The sequence below is a fragment of the Nitrososphaerota archaeon genome, assembly GCA_029785825.1.
Lineage (GTDB): Archaea > Thermoproteota > Nitrososphaeria > Nitrososphaerales > Gagatemarchaeaceae > UBA183.
In genome coordinates, this window is sequence record JAFLYY010000001.1 from 1,420,221 (window position 1) to 1,437,528 (window position 17,308).

Here is a 17,308-nt window from a genome sequence, read left to right on the forward strand (position 1 = left end):
TTCTGACAAAGTGGAAATAGCCTGACCCAGCGAGGAGGGGCCGTGAAGGCCGTCAGATTCCACAGGCATGGGGGGACTGAAGTGCTACAGTACGAGGAAGCCCCTGATCCAACGCCGACCGCAGACGAAGTCTTGGTGAGTGTGAAGGCGTGTGCCCTCAACCACCTCGATATCTGGGCGCGGAACGGCCTCCCCAACGTAAAGATTCCCCTTCCCCACATCTCGGGGAGCGACATCGCCGGGGAGGTAGAGTGGGTCCCCCCGGAGGAGAAGGAGTTCCAGAAGGGGGACGCCGTCATAGTCAACCCCGGGCTCGGGTGCGGGCGGTGCGACAGATGCCTCTCCGGGAGAGACAACCAGTGCAGGGAGTACACCATAACCGGATACGGTGTGGACGGGGGCTATGCTCAGCTCGTCAAGGCGAGGAGGACGCACCTCGTCAGGAAGCCAGATGGGATGACATTCGAAGAGGCGGCGTCCTTCCCTCTCGTCTCAGAAACAGCATATCATATGCTCGTGACGAAGGCCAGGGTGTCCCCCGGGGACACCGTCCTGGTCCTAGGGGGGAACTCCGGAGTGGGCTCCGCTGCCATCCAGCTGGCTAAGGTGTTCGGCGCCAGAGTGATTGCGACTGCGGGAGGGTCCGAGAAGCTGGAGAAGGCGAAGGCGCTCGGAGCCGACGAAGTAATCGACCACTACTCACAGGACGTGCTCGAGGAGGTGAAGAAGTTCACTGGGAGGAGAGGGGTGGACGTCGTCGTCGAGCACGTGGGGAAATCAACGTGGGATCGGAGCGTGAAGGCGTTGGCCAAGGGAGGGAGGCTGGTCACTTGCGGGGCGACGACAGGGGCAGACGTCGCAACCGACCTCAGGTACGTCTACAACCGGGAGCTGACCATCTACGGGAGCTTCATGGCAGGGATGGGGGAGCTCCTTGAAGTGGTGAAGCTCTACGAAAAGGGGAGGCTCAGGACCGTCGTCGATTCCGTGTACCCGCTTGAGCGCGCCGCCGACGCCCAGGCGAGAATGGAGGAGAGCAAGCACTTCGGGAAGATAGTCCTGAAGGTCTAGGGGACTATCTCGTAGGAGTGCGAGATCCTAGCGGTGGGCTGCAATGTAGCCCCGACGCTGCAGAACTTCTCCGTGCTGTCCCTGATCGCTTCTTCCACATACCCCTTGTCAAGGGCGACACCGGAGAGGACGTACTTCACGTGTATGGAAGTCCAGGGCTTCGGGAGCCCGTGCTCCGGCCTATCGCCCGAGAGGAAGATTTTCAGCGACGTCAAGTTCTGCTTGCGCTTCTTTAGTATGGCGACGACGTCCATCCCGGTGCAGGCGCCGAGCGAGGTGAGGACCGCCCTCATCGGACTGATGCCCTTCTGGACCCCCTCTGCCGAGTCGTAAACGACGGTGTGCCCTGAGGTGTCGGAACCGAGGAAGACGTTCCCCTCGTCCCACTTCACCTCAGCGAGCCAGCGCTCTTCACTCAACCTTGACCACCACGGGCTTCGACTTCAACGACGCCTCCCCTTTCTCGATGAAGCTCCTCCGCCCCCACTTTCCGGCAGCTTCCGCGATCAGTTTGTGGGTTCCCAGGCCGAGCTCAGACGCCGGGAAGGTGAACTCCTTCTCCACGTCGAGCATCTCCGACTTCGCGTCTTCGACACTTCGGGGTATCTTCGGCGCGCCGCCGTCTTCGGGGACTATCATCACCCATATCCTGTAAGGGAGGTCTGGGTCCCTGCTCCAGTAAAAGCTCGCCACCCTCACCTCTTTCTTGATTTCGCTCACCTTCCGCGGACGCAGCGCGCCCTGCACGCTCAGCTTCATCCTGGTCGTGAGCCGGAGCTTCTTGTCGAAGTCCTCCCAAGCCACCGTCCATACGTCCGGATGGAACGCCTCACGCAACCCGCCGACGATCCTGAAGGCCACGCTAGCCCTGATAGAGTCACCCAGCCCGTAGGTCTTCTTGTCGGTCACCGCCTGGACCCTGTCTATCCGCGTCTCTGGCCATGAATATTCTCCTCGCCTGTCCTTGAGAGACAATTGAATCCGGTGCGGACGGTTGGCGTTAAAAGGGTTGGTTAGGCCTGAGCGCCGCGCTCCGCCAATCTGCTCGCGACGCTGGGGACGACCGCCTCGGAGATGGCGACCCTGAACGAGCAGACCTCGTCTCCTTCCGTAAGGCACTGGACCTCGCTGACCTCGAGCGGCTTTCCGAAGACTCCGGACATGAAACCTCTGAGGTGAGCCCTGAAGAAGCCGCTCCGTCTGCGGAGTTTCAGCTTCGCGTTCGCTTCGCACTCGAATAGTTCCTTCGCGTTCACCACGACGGGGAAGTCAGAGGACCTGCTCTTCTCAATCGAAACGTCCGCGTAGCCGAGAGCCGAATAGGTCCCTATGAGCTCGTCGATCTGATCTACTGCGAACTTCTTGCCGAAGTCTTCGACGACCTCCCTGGCCGAGTGCCTCCCCATCGCCTCCGCCATCTGGTCGATGATCGTGGCTGCTCCGGTTCCGAAGACGACCCAGAGCCTGTTGAGCATCTCGTTGAGGGCCTCGGTCCGCATCACGACCGCCTTCCGCCCTGCCCACTGGACTGGGAAGTGCTGCCTGTCCACCATGAAACCGTCTTCAGCGGCTACTCCGTCGACCGACTCTATGACGTCGAGCCCCAGAAGGGTCTTCTTGAGCTCTGCGAGCCCCCCTTCCGAGTCCGTCACGTCCGCGAAGAAGCTCAGAAACGCTCCCCTCGAAGAGGAGGGCGCCGTGAAGAACCCCGTCAGGATGTTGATGTTCGAATCGTTCAAGATCTGGCTGCATTTCGCGAGCGCGCCCTTCTCGTTCCGGATTTTGACGACCACCTCTACGAGCCTTTTCCCTGGCGCATGCTCCCAGACCTCTATCTCTTTCGGATAACGCATGATTAATCTGCCTCTCCCCTAGTGTGTATTCCTAATAAATGCTCCCATTTTCAAGGGCAGAAAATCCGACCCGGAGACGCCCTCAGCCGTCTCCTCTTGCCTCGGTCAACTTCTAAATACGAACCGTGCCGTATTCCGCCCGACTAGGTCTGTCGGCCGAACAGAGAGAGAAGCATCCGCACATTCCTGCCCGCCAGGTCTTGGACAGGGTCGTCCTCGGAGGGAGCGACGGCGCCATCGAAGGCTTGGCCATGACCGCCGCCCTTAACGGGGCGGGGGTGCCCTTCGGGACTATAGCCCTAGCCGGCCTGGCATTCGCCCTGGCGGGCGCCATCTCCATGTTCTTCAGCAGTTATCTTTCCCGGAGGTCCGAGCTGGACTCTCTGAAGATAGACATGAGCAGGGAGATGATGGAGATCGAAACGGAGCCCGACGAAGAGAGAAGAGAGATGGTAGACCTCCTGAAGAAGGACGGGTACGGCGACGCCGAGGTAGAAGTGATAATGGGGAGGCTGGTCAAGAACAAGGAGCTCTGGCTGAAGGAGATGCTCCGGAGGGAGTTGCGGGTGAATGTGGAGGACGCCCGCATGGGCGTTTTCTCCAGGCCAGCGGCGGCTGGAACGGCTTTTCTCCTGCTTGCGCTCCTGACCGTTGTCCCGTACACCTTCCAGGTCCCCCGGATTGACGCCCTTCTGGGTTCGGTGGCTGCTTCGCTCTTCGCATTGTTCGTGCTCGGTTCGAAGGTCTTCGTGCCGAGGAGCTTCCGCCCCGCCTCCGGTCTCGAGTCCGCGCTGATCGGAGCCGTAGCCGGGATTCTCCTCTATCTGATAGGGCTGCTCGTGTCGGCTATCTGAACGCGCCTCTGATGGGACGCCCATTCGGTGGGTTCGCGCCGCGAGCCGCCAGCTCCTCGAGCCGCCCGGCCAGTGCGAGCAGGGTCGTCCCTCGCCCCGTGATTTCGTAAAAGACCCTCTCCCTTCCCTTCGCTGCAACGGTCCCCCTCCTGCGGACCATCCCGGCGGCTTCTAGCTCCGTTAGGTGCTGGTAGACGCTTGCCGTGGACATCACCCGGTCCGCGCTGAGCTTCGCACGGAGGTCGTAGCCGTAGCCAGGGCCGTCCTGCAACAGGCGGAGGAGCTCGACCTTGGTCCTTCCCATAGCAGGCCCGGCCCCCCCGAAGGGGATGGCGGGCTCGGGTTTCCTTGCCTCCCTCGCAAGCTTCGTCACCGATCTCGTGTCCTTGAGCCCGGCGCCGGTGATTACGCAGACAACCATCTCAGTGGCGCCGATATACCCTTCTTCGACGGCCCCTTCTATGGCAGCTACCACCGAGGAAGCGGAGGGCTCGGCGAATATGCCCTCGGTCCGCGCCAGTAACCCCGTGGCTTCGATCATCTCCCTTGGGGAAACCTCCATTGTCCTCCCGCCCGACTCGGACACCGAAGCAGCCGCCTCCGCCCCGAAGAGGGGCTCTGACTCCAGCTCGGCTGGGGAGGGTTCGCCTTCCCCGTCCCCAGACCTTGATCCTCTTCCCCTCCGGCCGACGAAAGGGGTGCCAAGCCTGACACCCAGCAGCCTGCAGCTACCTTCGGCCAGCCCTGCCGCGCGGAGCTCCCGGATCGCCCTCCATACCATGGTCAGGTGGCCCCCTGTCCCTACCGGAACCACGATGACGTCTGGGAGATTCCAGCCCAATTCTTGGGCCAGCTCGAATCCTGTCGTCTTTTCGCCCTCAAGGATGAACGGGTTGCTCGCTGAGACGCTCAGAGCGTCCCCGTGGTGGCCGGCAGCCCTTCTCCCGGGAGTCGAGTCCAGTTCGGCCCCGTAGGCGAGCATCTGATAGAGCTTCCCGCGGTCAACGTTCGGGGGGACCTTGATTACCGCTCTCACGCCGGCCTTGGCACAGTACGCCGCGAGCGAAGCGCCGAGGTTCCCTGTGGTCACGCAGTCGCACTCCCTGACTCCCCTCCCCTTCGCGAGGCTGAGAAGGACCGTAGAGCCCCTGTCCATGAAAGAGCCGGTCGGGTTCCGGCTCTCGTCCTTGATCAGGAGGTTACCAAGCCCCAGCTCCTTGCCCAGCCTCTGGGACCGGAGGAGCGGGGTCCCCCCTTCACCCAGGCTGACCACCTGCTCAAGGCTAACCGGAGGGAGGAAGGCGCGGTATCTCCAGACGCCGGCTGGAGACCCGTCCAGCTCCGCTCTCGTCGGGAACGAAACAGGCTGGCCGGAGAAGAGGACTGCACCTCCACACCTTTCGCAGGAAGGATCCAGCCGCTCCGACTCCGTCAGCTTCGAGCAACGCACGCACTTCAGCGACTGCACGACGAATCGGCCGCCGGGCTGATATATAGGTTGCAGCTTATATGTCATCGGACGGCGGACGTCCACAAGCGCTTTGCCCGAGACATTCGTGAGGGAGGCCACAGGCATAGTGAAGGAGCTCTCTGCATGGGACGTCTTCGCCTGGACGGTCGTCTTCTTTCCGTGGCTCACCAGCTGGGCGGGGATTTTCTGGGTCACCCCCGATTATTACCAGAACGTGAACTACTACGCCGGCCTCGCGGTCTGGGGAGTCATCGCCTTGGTGATAGTGGTCTTGTACTGGCAGCTGACTTCCATCATGCCGAAGACGGGAGGTGACTACGTGTTCATCTCGAGGATACTCTCTAGTCCGGTGGGGTTCGTAGCGAGTTTCCTCTTCTTCGTGGCGCTTTTGATATCCGCAGGATCCGGTTCCTACTGGGCGTTCACCGAAGCGGGTACGCAGCTCTCCTTCTCGGGACAGGCCCTCGGGAACCAGTGGATGGCTTCACTCGGGACGGCGATGAACCCCGGGACTTCGAGCTCACCTGAGCTGCTGATGGTGGGAGGGCTCCTGATTCTCCTAGTGGGGACGGTCGTCGTGGCCTTTGGAGGTAGAGTGCTGAAGTACGCCGTCTACACATTCTTCGGGATGGGAGCCGTGGCTATGGTCATGGTTCTCGTGATTTTCACGACGAGCAGCAGCTCTCAGTTCGCGAGCGCCTACGCCAGTCACTTCAGCGGAGGGATTAGCGCGGTGATGGCCCAAGCCGAGGCGAAGGGATATACCCCTGGAGCCAGCCTCGCCAACCTCAGCGCCGTCGTCCCGCTCCTCTTCGTGAGCATCGGACCGTACCCGGTCATGCAACTGGTAGGAGGGGAACTGAAGAAACCCAGGAGGTCCCTCCTCTATGGGCTTGTCCTCGCCGAAGTCGTATCGATCGCCGTCTGGTTCGCTCTGACCTACCTCGTCGACTCGAGGGTAGGCATATCTTTCATTGAGGCATGGACGGTGTCGAATGGGGGAGTGGCCACCGTCCCCACGGCCTTCGCGACCGTCCTAAACGGAAACCCCTACCTGCTCTGGTTCCTGGTGGCAGCCCTCTTCGTCGGGAACATAGGGTGGTCGTGGCTGGCAATCGCATTCATCAGCAGGCTCTTCCTTGCTTGGTCGTTCGACAGGGTGATACCGGCAAGGTTCGCAAGCGTCAGCGACAGGTTCCACACACCCACGGTGGCCATAGGCTTCGCTGCTATCCTGGCGGTGGTCCCGATGTACCTTCAGTATTTCACTTCCTTCATAGCCACCCAGGTCAACTCCATCTTCTTCTATAGCGTCGTCTGGTTCCTCGCCGCCCTCTGTGCGATCCTTCTCCCTCTGACCAGGAGGGACATCTACGGGCAGAGGAAGGGGGTCCCGCTGCTGTCCGTCCTCGGCGTGGCAGCCGCAGCGCTGTTCGCGTATCTAGGGTACAACAGCATAGCGAACCCCGCGGTGGGGCCGTTCTCGGTCCCTGCCGAGGTCTTCACCGCCGTCGTTGTGGCCGTCCCGGCGGTGATCTACGCGACCTCGCGCTGGTACAACAAGAAGAGGGGCATAGATCTATCCACGCTCCACTCTAGGCTCCCGCCGGACTGATGCTCAGTGGCAGTGATAGACGCACACGCTCACATTGGAGTGTTCGGGAGTTGGGCAGGGGTCTCGGCCACAGCAGGCCAACTGGTCGAACAGATGGACAGGTTCGAAGTTGAGAAGGCAGCCGTCTTCGGCCTCGACAACGAAGTCGTCAAACGGGCCGTCGACTCCCACCCGGGAAGGCTGGTCGGGTACGTCTGGCCCAACCCTCACGACCCAAGGGCGTTGGACCTCGTCCGGAAGGCTGTTGACGAGTGGGGGTTCAGAGGGGTGAAACTCCACCCGCTCTTGCATGCGTTCCTCCCTACCGACGACGAGGTCAGGCCCATCGTGGAGTTCATGGCATCCAGGCGCCTCCCGGTCGCCATCCACTCAGGTCATCCCCCGTTCTCGCTCCCGTGGAGCATAGGGGAGCTAGCTGAGAAGTACCCAGAAGCCAAGATAGTCATGCTCCACATGGGGCACGCCCATGGGGTCTACATCAAGGCGGCCATAGATACGGCGAGGAAGTTCGACAACATAACATTGGAGACATCCGGCGTGTCGATGCACTCCAAGATCAGGGAAGCGGTCGAGCGCGTGGGGGAGGAGAGAGTCGTCTTCGGCTCGGACTATCCTTTCCACGACTACTCCGTGGAGCTCCAAAAGGTCCGTGTCTCGGGGCTCAACGACCGCCTCCAGCGCAAGGTCCTTCACGATAACGCGGAGCGTCTGCTGTCGTGAGGCACCCGGTACCTGGTGATGGGAACTGAAGCGGCTCCAGCTGGGCAAGCTTCCAATCGATCTCCTGCGGCGGACGATGCTGACCAGTACAGGCGCGCCCTCAGACCTGGTCGTCGAAGGTCCGAAGCCCGGCCTTGACTTCGCCACCGTCAGGCTGGACGGTGGATTCCTCCTCGTGTCAGCCGACCCCATAACCGGCGCCACCGAAGACATCGGGCGTTACGCCATCCATGTGAGCGCTAACGACGTGGCCACCAGTGGTACCAGGCCGATGTTCGCCGAGACGGTCGTCCTTCTCGCAGAGGGCTCTTCAGCCGAGGATGCCGCCGTAATCGGGGAACAGATGCACGAAACTGCAGCGTCGCTGGGGATGGCGATCGTGGGGGGGCATACGGAAGTCACCCCCGGACTGAAGAGGACGATAGTGGTGGTCACAGCCTTCGGCTACGCCAAGAAGTATGTTTCGTCGAGTGGGGCCGAGGCAGGTGACACGATGATGATGACGAAGTTCGCGGGGCTGGAAGGGACGTCAGAGATAGCAGCCGAGCGCCCCGACCTGCTACGAGGCGTCCCGCGGGCCGCCTTGAGGAGGGCTGAAGGCCTTATCTCGCAGGTCAGCGTAGTCGAAGAGGCCGTCGCTGCGTTCGGGACAGGGAGCATTCACGCCATGCACGACTGCACCGAAGGAGGCGTCCTCGGGGCCGCCTATGAGATGTCACTAGCCTCTGGCCTCGGATTCGTGCTCGAAGAGGAGCTGGTCCCGGTGCTCCCGGAAACGGCGAAGATTTGTGAAGCACTGTCGATTGACCCGCTGAAACTCATAGGTTCGGGAGCCCTCATTCTGGCCGTGAGGAAGGGAGAGGAGATTGGGGTGGAGAGGGCACTCGGCGGGGTGTGCAAGGTCACGCGCATAGGGGACTTTGCGAGGGGGGGCAGGTCGGTCGTCGGCAGGGCCGGCTCAAGACGAGTGATGACCGAAGCCCCGCAGGACGAGCTATGGCGTGTGCTTCGTAGACCGCCTCGTAGAGCCTAGGGCCCTGACTCTCCAAGGCGGGAACCCTCCCACTTCGCCGAGGACTTCGCGGCCCAGGCGAATTTCTTCTGCAAGGACTTGCTGTACACCTTGGCCCACTCGAGCCCCACGTAGTCGCACCACGCCTTGTACACCCTTGGGTCGATGTAGTTCTTCAGCGAGGTGTTCAGGTTGTAGTTCTTGGTCCTCTCGTAGAATTCAAGCTCGCGCCTGAGCTTCGGGATCCTCTTCGAGTCGTTCTTGGAGACCGCTTCTTTGAGCTTTTGTTCCTTCTTCAAGCGAGATTCCTCCCAGTTCTTCGGAGGGGTCCTCTGGTGGTTGCAGAACACTGCAGCCTGCAGGTTGGCCTCCTTGGCATGGTAGAGCTTGTCTAGGTCGTCAGCCGCCCTCATGTCCTTCGCGCCTAGGATCTCCTGCGCCTTCGCTGTGGCGTGGAACGTCCTGAACACCTTTGCGGTGGCTCCGGGGACTATGGACGAGAGGAACTGGTTGACCATTCCAGAGCTGACGTTCTGGAACACTTCTTCCCCGGGGCCCTTCCCTGACATGAACTCCCTGAGGTTCCGCGCCACAGAAGCAGGCACCTTCTCAGACTTGTGCCAGAGGACCGAGTCCTTCCCGAGGAAGTTGAACTCTGCGAGGTCGCCGCCAAGCGTGACGTGCTCGACTCTGAGGGTGCTCGCCCCGACCGTGTCCGCCTCGTCTTCGTCCTTCTCGTCTCCGACCCTCATTCCTAAGGTGTCAATCAGATAGCACACCGTTGCGACCTGCCTCAGCCTTTCGTCCTTTGAATCGAGCTCTTTGCTCATCTTCCCTCGGATTTTGTTGAGGTGGGTCCCGACCTTCTTCGCGTTGTCGTACTTCGCCTTGCTCCGGGACTGCTGAAGTGGCGAACTCTCATGGAGCCAGACGTACTTTTCCTTGTCCGTGAGCTTGTCGACCCATTTGGCCATCCACATCGAGTTGTGGTCGTGGACCACTTCCTTCCAGTCGCCCGGCGGGACCTGGGCCGACTCTCCGAGGTTCAGGACGACATCCGAGGCGCCCACCCTCGGCTTCCACCTGCCCCTGAGAGGGTGCTGGCCCCGGCCCATGAACAGCCCCGGAGGCTCCACCATCCAGTTGGCAATGTCCACTTCCTTCCCGTCGAGGACCGCCTTGCCGTACCTGGCCTTCAGGGACTCCCGTCTTTCCTTCCTCGAAGCGGCCAGGGATTTCTTCTCCTCCTTGGGCATGGTTTCCTTCACAGCCTTCTCGCGGTCCACCTTCCGGTTCAGCGCGGTGAAGTCGAAATCACTGAACCTCGCCCCCCTGCACCACTCTGGAAGCTCCGTGACGAAGTCCGATGTGAAGTTGGACTGGAAGACCGGGTCCTGGACGTAGGGCGTGTCCTTTTTCTTGGCGAAGTTGTATGCCATTTCTTCGGCCGAGGCCGATAGAGGAACGACCTTCCCTCTCACCGAGATCGATAGGCCGTCGGGCTGGTAGGGGTCGGGAAAGTTGACTCCGTTGTGAGAAAGCGTCGTCCAGTAGGCGCTCATGAACGGGCTAACGAAGTTTCTCTTCTGCGTCTATTTAAAATCGTCATGCCCGTCTCTTCTTTCCTTGGGATGGTTAAATAAGCAGGGGGAGACGTGGCGCCCCATCTCATGTGGCTAGATTATCAGGGAGCCGTCGGCCACCCACTCAAAGACCCAGTCATGGTCGTCGCGGTCTCCACTGCCATGCCGCAGTATCGCGCGCTCTACTCGCAGGCGCGAGAGCTCGGGCAGTATATGCTCAAGAAGATGGAATTCAAGAGGATAGGGACCGTCAGGGCTTCGGCCTTCCCCCCTGAAATCATGGTCAGGGAAGAAGGGCTGGCTTCTCTACAGGAGTGCGGGTTCTACCTCTGCAGGGGGAAACACGACGTTGTCCTGTTCGCCGGAGACGCGAGTCCCATGGACGAGCAGTACGAATTCGCCCGGTTCATCCTGTCGAAGGCTGAGGAGATGGGAGTGAAGGAGCTCTATTCAATCGGAGCCAGGTGGGCGGAGAACCCGCTCCCGCCCGAGGCCGACCCGGAGGCGTCGGGGTTCGCTACGGACGCAGTCGGGGTCTCCAAGCTCAAAAAGAACGGTGTGAAGGTTCTGGGAGACGAGCCTGCCCCCTTCTTCGCATCCATGGTGGTCGCCATGGCCAAGGAACATGGAATCAGGGGGTACAAGCTCTCCGTGGATCACGGAGAACCCAGCCCGCACGTCCGTTCCGTCGTCAGGCTCCTCAGCGTCCTCGGGGCATTGGCCGGGTTCGACCTAGACCTAGAAGAGTTGCGCTCCAAGGCCCTGCCCGTAACCCCGACGAGGACGGCTCCCAAAGAGAGCATCTACCACTAGCAGACAACCTCCTCTTTCCCGTCGAAACGCCCGGCCACTATCCTACGCCTGCCTCGCGGAGACGCGTCCCTTCGGGGCTTTCAGCGGGTTCATGTCCCCTTCGCGAGCCTCGTCCCGACAATCGCCATCAACAAGCCTACCCAGTACGGGAGGTACCCCAGAGCTGAATCCACACCGCCTAGTCTGTATGCGGAGTATCCGAACCCCACCAACAGGCCCAGGAAGCCCGCACCTCCGCCGAGCCATATCAGGGTCCTTCCGACAGTCGCGTGCTTCGTTATGATCGTGAGCCCTCCCGCAGCCACCGTAGCGCCTCCAAGGGCGATGACCGCCTGGACGAGAGTGATTGCGAGCGCCGCCGCGCCCGCGTATTCTCCGCTCAGGAAGGTCGAGATGTGAGGCTCCGTGTACCCGAGGGCGGTGTAAAGAAACCCCCGCGAGACATAGCCGCTCCCGAACATAAGCGCCCCCCGAGGATAGCCAGCCCTCCTGCGGCGAGTCGTCTGGAATTCATCTGTCCCAACCCCGACGCTCCGATAGAATAGGGTTGCTGCCGCGTTGCCTGGGTTTCGATTCAGACCGAGATGTTTATCCGTCTGAAGCGTAGCGCGCGGCCAACAATGCGCGCCATGAGCACCGATAGGTCTCTCCAGAACACCCTCGACTGGGCCCTGGAGCGCATGAAGCAGAAGGGGTATGTGGTCAAGTCCAAAGTGGCACTAAACGTCGAGCCCAGCCTGGCCATAATGGGATACGCGCGGAAGGAAGGCGATACCCATAGGATCCTGATTTCTGAGTGGGCCCTCGACTCGGAGATGCTTGGAGGGCTCGTCCTCCATGAGCTTGCACATGTGTACTTCACAGAGCAGGGAGCGAGCTCGCACGACGGCGGCGTCTTGGAGGAGGTCCTGGAAGAGCTCAAGGAGAGGGACGGGCTGAGGGCAAAGGAGACGGAGCTCCTCGTCGACGCCTTCAACCACCTCCAGAACGTGCTCGTAGATGACGTCGTCTTCGAAGTGATGGGCGAGAAGGAGAAAGGGATGGCCAAGAAATTCTTCGCAGAATGGGTCTCCGACAGGCCCTCTGGGGACCCGGTCACAGACGCCGGGCTCCTCTGCAGGAACGCCTTCGCGGTAGCTTCGCTGAAGAGGAGGGGGGAATTCGAGAACGAGAGCGACATGTACTACAAGAACAAGTCGTTCGTTTCGTCCATGGGGGGGATGTCTGAGCAGGAGTTCGAGTGGCTTGAGAGGTTCCTCGAAGGGGCAGAGCCGGGCTGGAAGGCGGAGAAGTTCAGGGCAGCGCTCGAGTCCTACTTCGACAGAATCCTGGGCCTGATGCGTTCGTCCTCGAGGCTAGATGATCTCAGGTAGCGGCTCCAGGGACAAGGCCCGCACCCGACTGTCATTACCAAAGGCCCTAGTGGTGGTGGCGATCGTAGGAGCGGTAGTCTTCGGGCTGTACATCGGATACCTGGCATATGCCAACGACAGCTTCCCGACCCGGACCGAGCCCTTCGCCAACTACGCGACCGTCTCCTCGTCTTCTTTCAACGGGACCGAGTTCGCCTTCACCCTGACCTGGCAGAACGCGAGCGCGCTCCCGCTCTATGCGCAGCTCACGTCCCCGGCCACCGATGCGGCCAACACCCCGGTGTGTGGCATGGGCCTGTCGAACGTGACTGAAGGGCAGAGCATATTCATGCCCTTCACCATCAGCCCCGAGTCGCCGGCGCTTTCCAACGTCGACCTGTCCATCGCCGTCAAGCCCCTGGCCGGGGGGAGCCAGTTCACCATAGTATACAACGTCCCGTCTGTCACGGCGGGGAACCTACCGATATCCCCTTCCAACATCAGTTGCCAGGAGTCTCCTGGAATCGAGTGAGCCGGGCCTAGGAGGCGCTCGCCAGGGCCTTGAAGGCGAGCCCTGACATGGCGTAGTTCAGGATGTACATGGAGACGCAGACGGGGCAGAGGGCCTGGATGACGACTAGCTCGATGTACCAGAGATAGACCGTGAAGAGGTTCCCCACCATCAGCACCGGGACCATGACCTCTCCGTTGAGGGATCCCCTGCGCCCGAAATAGAGAGCGAGGGCGGTCATCAGGGGGAACCAGACGAGGCCATAGACGTAGAGGGGGATCCCATAGGGTCCGGGAGGGAAGGTGTCGTGGCCCCCTGCGAACACGGTGGTGCATGATAGGAACGGATTGAAACCTGTGAAGACGCTGCAGCCGTTTGAGAGTGGGCCTGAGTACGCCGTGATTTCGTCATAGCCGTGGTAAATGGCTATGACAGTGCCTACGACAGAGAGGGCGACAAACGCCTTCGTGAGGCGATCCAACGCTACTCCAGTGGCCGTGTGGGAACTGCCATGAGCGTCGGCTGGAAGGAGGCAGCCTGGGGCGAGTAGGACAGGTTCTGCTGGGCGTAGGTCTGACTGCAGACTGAGCTTGGCTTCCCGCCGGTCACCTGGCAGATGGCTGAGACGAGGTAGTTGGCCGCCCCGACTATGGCCTGGGTCTTGGGGTTCGTCGGGTCGTTCAGCTGAGAGGTGATCTGGGTCCAATTGTCTCCGGATATGCAGAGCGAGGTCAGGGGTTGGCAGGACGGGTTGAACTGGGCCCCGCAGTTGAGCGCGTACTGGTTAGCTATGTCCACGAATGGGATGGAGCCGCTTGATGGCGGGGAAGCGGAAGCACAGGTGTCGTACTGCGCCATCAGGCTTGACTGTTCCGTCGTGGGCGTCTGTATCACGTTCCCGGTCCTTCCCCATTCTTCAACTGCGACGAATGTGACGTAATTGCTCGTGTAGTTCGCGTGGGTAAAGGTGAAAGTCGGGGAATTCCTGTTTACGTCCGTGCTCGAGGAGAGCATGTACTGAAGGCCACTGAAGTTCCCGAAGCGCGAGAGTGCTATTATCAGACTCCAGCGCTCGACGGCACAGTACGGGCAGTAATCCCCCCCTATGTAGAGCACTTCAGGCTTCCCGCCCGACGTCAAGAGGGACCCCGTGATGTTGACCGGGGGATGGACGCCACTAGGCGCTCCCACGGCGTTGAAGGTCGACGTGCTCACCCCGGTGAGCGCGTTCATCGTCGCGGAGTCGACGGGGAGGCCGATGTACTTGGTATAGGGGTCATTCAGCGAAGCGGCGACGAAGTATGAGACGACGATGAGGGCGGCCACGGCCGCCAGTATCGAAATCCACATGACCCGCCTCCTCCTCTGGCGGGCCCTCAGGTTGGCCTTTATCGACAATCGGGGAGCGACCTCTAACACCAGTAGATAAATCGAATGAGGAGAACACCAACTGGCTCCGCGCCCTTGCTGAAGCGCTCGCCGGTTCGGGGACCCAAGCGAAGGCGTCGGGGTTTGAAGCGGTCTGCCTGGAGGTCTGCGATTAGGTCCCGGTTATGGGCTGGATGGGAAGCGGTTCCCCATGCTCGCCTGCAGCACATCCGCACCCTTGCACGTGCCCGCCGCGTCTCAGAGTCCCTCTGTAGAGCCCCGCCTCTAGCTTCTTCCCGGTCTTGGCCTCCCACTCCTCTATGGGCATTCCGTACTTTTGCTGTATCCTGTCTCTATACCATTCCGGTATGACGTTGAAACTGCAGAATGGAATGACCCTCAGGTCTGGGGTGAGGTAGTGGATGTCGCAGCGTTGGAGCCTTTCCTCGTCCTGGTTGTATTTGTCCTGGAAGTGCATCATCCCCAGGAACATGCTCTTCAGGTGGAACTGCCCAATGGAAGAATAGTCGTGCTTGACAAGGGCATCGGTCAGCAGCTTGGCGAAGCTCAGGCTCTTCGGCTGCTTCTCCTTGTTGACGAAGGCCGAAATCCTAGTGAGGACCTTCGCCGCGACCACATAGCGGTTGGTCCCTGAGTAGATCTCTTCCTGCTTCTCGTCGAGGAACTCGATGAGGCCTGGGATATCGACGAACTCCGGCAACGGGACGAGTCTCTTCTTGTCTGGGTCGTTGAACACGTATGTCCCGGCCCCGCAGGCGAAGTGTATGGAGAGCTCGTACTGCTCCTTCTTCGTGAAGGCCTCGATGAAGCCGGTCACCGGCGAGCAGGACGGGACTGGGAACCAGCCGTCCTTCGTGATCATGCCGTTGGTCTGCTCCTCGATTCTCTCGATGCAGTCTGGGATGGTGATCCTGTACTTCGCCCTCTCGGTCTTGGTAAGGCGGCCCGTGAGTGAGACAGGCTGGAAGTTGACGGCATGTACCGTGTCGATGTTCTTCTGTCCGAACCTGATGATGTCGCCGAGCTCGTGGTCGTTGACCGACTTTATGACCGTTGGGACCAGCACCACCCCCACCCCGACCTTGCGGCAGGCGTCGATGGCATAGGGCGCTTCCCAGTGGTTCTTCGGGTTCGTCTTCGGGCTCACACCGTCGAAGCTCATATAGAGGTTCGATACGCCAGCTTCTTTGAGCCTCTTCGCCAGCCCGGGGTTCAGTGCGAGATTGATACCGTTGGTGTTGAGCTGGATGTGGTCCACCCCCTCTTCCTTCAGTATCTTGATTATGGTGGGGAGGTCTTCCCTTATGGTCGGCTCTCCGCCCGTAATCTGGACGGAGTTCCCAGCGACCGGCCTCTCAGCCTTCAGGGAGCGGCCCATCTCTCTGACCTGGTCTAGGGTGGGTTCGTAGACGTAGGCCCCCTCCAGTCCCTTCTTGACGTAGAAGAAGCAGTACCAGCAGGTCAGGTCGCATCTGTTGGTTACTATGATGTTGGACAGCCCAGTGTGGGACAGATGGTTGGAGCAAAGGCCGCAGTTTGCTGGGCAGGAGCAGACATCCATAGGGACGTTGGCGGCGTGGGTCCCCTTGCCGTCCTTCCAATAGCGCGAAAACTTGCTGTACATCTCATAGGAGCCGAAGTAGAGCTCCTCGGTCTCGCCATGCTCCGGGCAGGTCTTGGTCATCCAGACCTTACTGCCACGCTCGAACACAATCGCGGGCAGGATTCTGTTGCAGTCAGGACAGATCGACTGCGTCTGTCGGATGAAGTTCCCCTTTGAAACCTCTTTCTTCAGCTCCAGGCTGACATCTGCGATTTGGGCCAAGGTAGATTCGCTGAGGTCTCCCTGACCCGTAGCGCATATAAGCATTTTAACTTTGCCGAGGGTAAAAAGTTAAAACTCAGCCTGCCGGGGACAGGACCAGAGGCTGGAAAGTGTGAGTCTGAGTGAAAGGGCGTCAGGATCTCTGGAGGAGCTCGGTCTGACCGGGAGCGAAATCAAGGCGTACGTCGCCCTCCTGAAGGGAGGGACAATGACCGCCAGCGACGTGAGCAGGGAGGCAAGGATACCTTACTCCAAGGTGTATGACGCCCTAGAGTCGCTTCACAGGCGCGGGTGGGTGGAGGAGCAGAAGAGCAGACCAATCGTCTACACCGCGAAGCCTCCTGACACCGCCCTGGAAGAGCTGAGGGCCAGACAAGAGACCGAGAGAAAGGAGAAGGAGCAGACAGCCCTTGAGGAGCTGATGGGGATCTACGTCAGCAGGGGGGAACAGGAGAAGCCGGACATATGGATTATGAGGGGGACTAACGAGATCCTTTCGCGGGTGAAGAACCTGCTGCTGAACTGCAGGGCGGAATTACTCATAGCGTTGCCTTCGCAGCTGGCTCCGTTCACTGACAGAATCGAACCCCTTCTTGCCACCCTGAAGGAGAAGGGGGTCAAATGCCTCATACTGACCTCTCCTGATCTTCCTCAGGGGGCTGCCGACCAGCTGGCGAAGCACGCAGAGGTCAGGTCGAGGAAGACGATGTACGGAGGAGGCCTTGTATCGGACTCCAGAGAGGTGGTCCTCCTGCTTGGGAGCGGGGAGCAGGGGGGGCTCCCGCTTGCAATCTGGGCCTCTCACCACGGGCTGGCGAGCTTCGCGAAGGACTACTTCGAGTTCCTCTGGAGCTCGCCGGGAACGTCAAAGCATTGAGCAGAAGTCAGCCACCGAGGGATGAGGAAAAGGTCGTCAGGGAGCTGATGGCAGAGGCGGCGCTGTCAAAAGAGGAAGCCATCCTCTACCTGAGGCTCCTGCGCGAGGGCCGGATTCCATCCTCACAGAAAGAGTCAGCCAAAGGGCTCCTAGAGAAGGGGATGGCCATCATCTCAGGCGACGGGAAGAGCATCATCCCAGTGCACCCCAGGCTGGGGGTAGCCAACGGCTACAGGACCTGGAGAGAGGCGATGGTGAGGGAGATCAACGAAAGGAGAATGCGGGTAGACAGGCTGATATTGGAGCTCATCCCCCTCTACGAGGCCGCAACGGAGAAAAACAGGGGGGGCGGAGGCGGCTGA

The 17,308-nt window shown here is 60.7% G+C and carries 19 protein-coding genes; 10 read left to right on the forward strand and 9 right to left on the reverse strand.

Translation table 11 applies throughout. From position 1 onward, the window contains the following. The first annotated feature begins 42 nt into the window (after positions 1–42). The gene (locus JRN21_07565; GenBank protein MDG6989169.1) at positions 43–1,071 is read left to right on the forward strand and encodes a zinc-binding dehydrogenase; all 1,029 of its coding nucleotides are present in this window, start codon (positions 43–45) and stop codon (positions 1,069–1,071) included. Here the strand turns inward: JRN21_07565 and JRN21_07570 are convergent. From JRN21_07570 to JRN21_07580, 3 genes are read right to left on the reverse strand one after another with little or no spacing between them, the layout of a single operon-like run. Further along, a complete protein-coding gene (locus JRN21_07570; GenBank protein MDG6989170.1) occupies positions 1,068–1,490 on the reverse strand; it encodes an OsmC family protein in 423 nt (140 codons plus the stop codon). The genes JRN21_07565 and JRN21_07570 overlap by 4 nt on opposite strands. Continuing rightward, positions 1,483–2,046 carry a hypothetical protein gene (locus JRN21_07575; GenBank protein MDG6989171.1) on the reverse strand — a complete coding sequence of 188 codons (564 nt, stop codon included), beginning with the start codon at positions 2,044–2,046 and terminating at the stop codon, positions 1,483–1,485. Before JRN21_07575 ends, JRN21_07570 begins: the two co-directional genes overlap by 8 nt. A 38-nt stretch (positions 2,047–2,084) precedes the next feature. Further along, on the reverse strand, positions 2,085–2,924 hold the full coding sequence (locus JRN21_07580; GenBank protein MDG6989172.1) for a hypothetical protein: 840 nt from the start codon (positions 2,922–2,924) through the stop codon (positions 2,085–2,087). A gap of 125 nt (positions 2,925–3,049) precedes the next feature. Here JRN21_07580 and JRN21_07585 point away from each other — a divergent pair, with 125 nt between their 5' ends. Next, positions 3,050–3,778, forward strand: coding sequence for a VIT1/CCC1 transporter family protein (locus JRN21_07585; GenBank protein ID MDG6989173.1), 729 nt, complete (start codon positions 3,050–3,052; stop codon positions 3,776–3,778). Here the strand turns inward: JRN21_07585 and JRN21_07590 are convergent. Continuing rightward, complete coding sequence (locus JRN21_07590; protein MDG6989174.1) at positions 3,771–5,246, reverse strand: pyridoxal-phosphate dependent enzyme; 1,476 nt, start codon at positions 5,244–5,246, stop codon at positions 3,771–3,773. The two genes, JRN21_07585 and JRN21_07590, sit on opposite strands and share 8 nt — an antisense overlap. 73 nt (positions 5,247–5,319) lie before the next feature. Between JRN21_07590 and JRN21_07595 the strand changes: the two genes are divergently transcribed. From JRN21_07595 to JRN21_07605, 3 genes are all read left to right on the forward strand, one after another. Next, positions 5,320–6,864, forward strand: coding sequence for an amino acid permease (locus tag JRN21_07595; protein MDG6989175.1), 1,545 nt, complete (start codon positions 5,320–5,322; stop codon positions 6,862–6,864). Between the two features lie 6 nt (positions 6,865–6,870). Next, positions 6,871–7,584, forward strand: coding sequence for an amidohydrolase (locus tag JRN21_07600; protein MDG6989176.1), 714 nt, complete (start codon positions 6,871–6,873; stop codon positions 7,582–7,584). 76 nt (positions 7,585–7,660) lie between these two features. After that, entirely contained in the window at positions 7,661–8,617 is a 957-nt protein-coding gene (locus tag JRN21_07605; protein MDG6989177.1) for an AIR synthase family protein, read from the forward strand. Here the strand turns inward: JRN21_07605 and JRN21_07610 are convergent. Beyond that, the gene (locus JRN21_07610) at positions 8,614–10,158 is read right to left on the reverse strand and encodes a DNA topoisomerase I (GenBank protein MDG6989178.1); all 1,545 of its coding nucleotides are present in this window, start codon (positions 10,156–10,158) and stop codon (positions 8,614–8,616) included. The two genes, JRN21_07605 and JRN21_07610, sit on opposite strands and share 4 nt — an antisense overlap. Positions 10,159–10,266: 108 nt before the next feature. Here JRN21_07610 and JRN21_07615 point away from each other — a divergent pair, with 108 nt between their 5' ends. Beyond that, entirely contained in the window at positions 10,267–10,992 is a 726-nt protein-coding gene (locus tag JRN21_07615) for a PAC2 family protein (GenBank protein MDG6989179.1), read from the forward strand. 89 nt (positions 10,993–11,081) lie between these two features. On the opposite strand, the gene JRN21_07620 is transcribed toward JRN21_07615, so the two are convergent. Beyond that, positions 11,082–11,453 (reverse strand): hypothetical protein, encoded by a 372-nt coding sequence (locus tag JRN21_07620; GenBank protein MDG6989180.1) that lies wholly within the window; start codon positions 11,451–11,453, stop codon positions 11,082–11,084. Positions 11,454–11,621: 168 nt separating this feature from the next. Between JRN21_07620 and JRN21_07625 the strand changes: the two genes are divergently transcribed. Both JRN21_07625 and JRN21_07630 read left to right on the forward strand, forming a co-directional pair. Further along, positions 11,622–12,365: a hypothetical protein gene (locus JRN21_07625; GenBank protein ID MDG6989181.1), complete on the forward strand. Its 744-nt coding sequence runs from the start codon at positions 11,622–11,624 to the stop codon at positions 12,363–12,365. Beyond that, positions 12,352–12,876, forward strand: coding sequence for a hypothetical protein (locus tag JRN21_07630; protein MDG6989182.1), 525 nt, complete (start codon positions 12,352–12,354; stop codon positions 12,874–12,876). The genes JRN21_07625 and JRN21_07630 overlap by 14 nt, the downstream gene beginning before the upstream one ends. A 7-nt stretch (positions 12,877–12,883) precedes the next feature. On the opposite strand, the gene JRN21_07635 is transcribed toward JRN21_07630, so the two are convergent. The 3 genes from JRN21_07635 to JRN21_07645 all read right to left on the reverse strand — a co-directional run bounded on the left by JRN21_07635 (position 12,884) and on the right by JRN21_07645 (position 16,114). Beyond that, complete coding sequence (locus JRN21_07635; GenBank protein ID MDG6989183.1) at positions 12,884–13,336, reverse strand: hypothetical protein; 453 nt, start codon at positions 13,334–13,336, stop codon at positions 12,884–12,886. A gap of 2 nt (positions 13,337–13,338) precedes the next feature. Then, entirely contained in the window at positions 13,339–14,253 is a 915-nt protein-coding gene (locus tag JRN21_07640; protein ID MDG6989184.1) for a DUF929 family protein, read from the reverse strand. 142 nt (positions 14,254–14,395) lie between these two features. After that, positions 14,396–16,114: a radical SAM protein gene (locus JRN21_07645; GenBank protein ID MDG6989185.1), complete on the reverse strand. Its 1,719-nt coding sequence runs from the start codon at positions 16,112–16,114 to the stop codon at positions 14,396–14,398. A gap of 67 nt (positions 16,115–16,181) precedes the next feature. On the opposite strand from JRN21_07645, the gene JRN21_07650 reads away from it, so the two are divergent. Together JRN21_07650 and JRN21_07655 are read left to right on the forward strand one after the other, a co-directional pair. Further along, entirely contained in the window at positions 16,182–16,946 is a 765-nt protein-coding gene (locus JRN21_07650) for a TrmB family transcriptional regulator (protein MDG6989186.1), read from the forward strand. Continuing rightward, complete coding sequence (locus tag JRN21_07655; protein ID MDG6989187.1) at positions 16,943–17,308, forward strand: hypothetical protein; 366 nt, start codon at positions 16,943–16,945, stop codon at positions 17,306–17,308. Before JRN21_07650 ends, JRN21_07655 begins: the two co-directional genes overlap by 4 nt.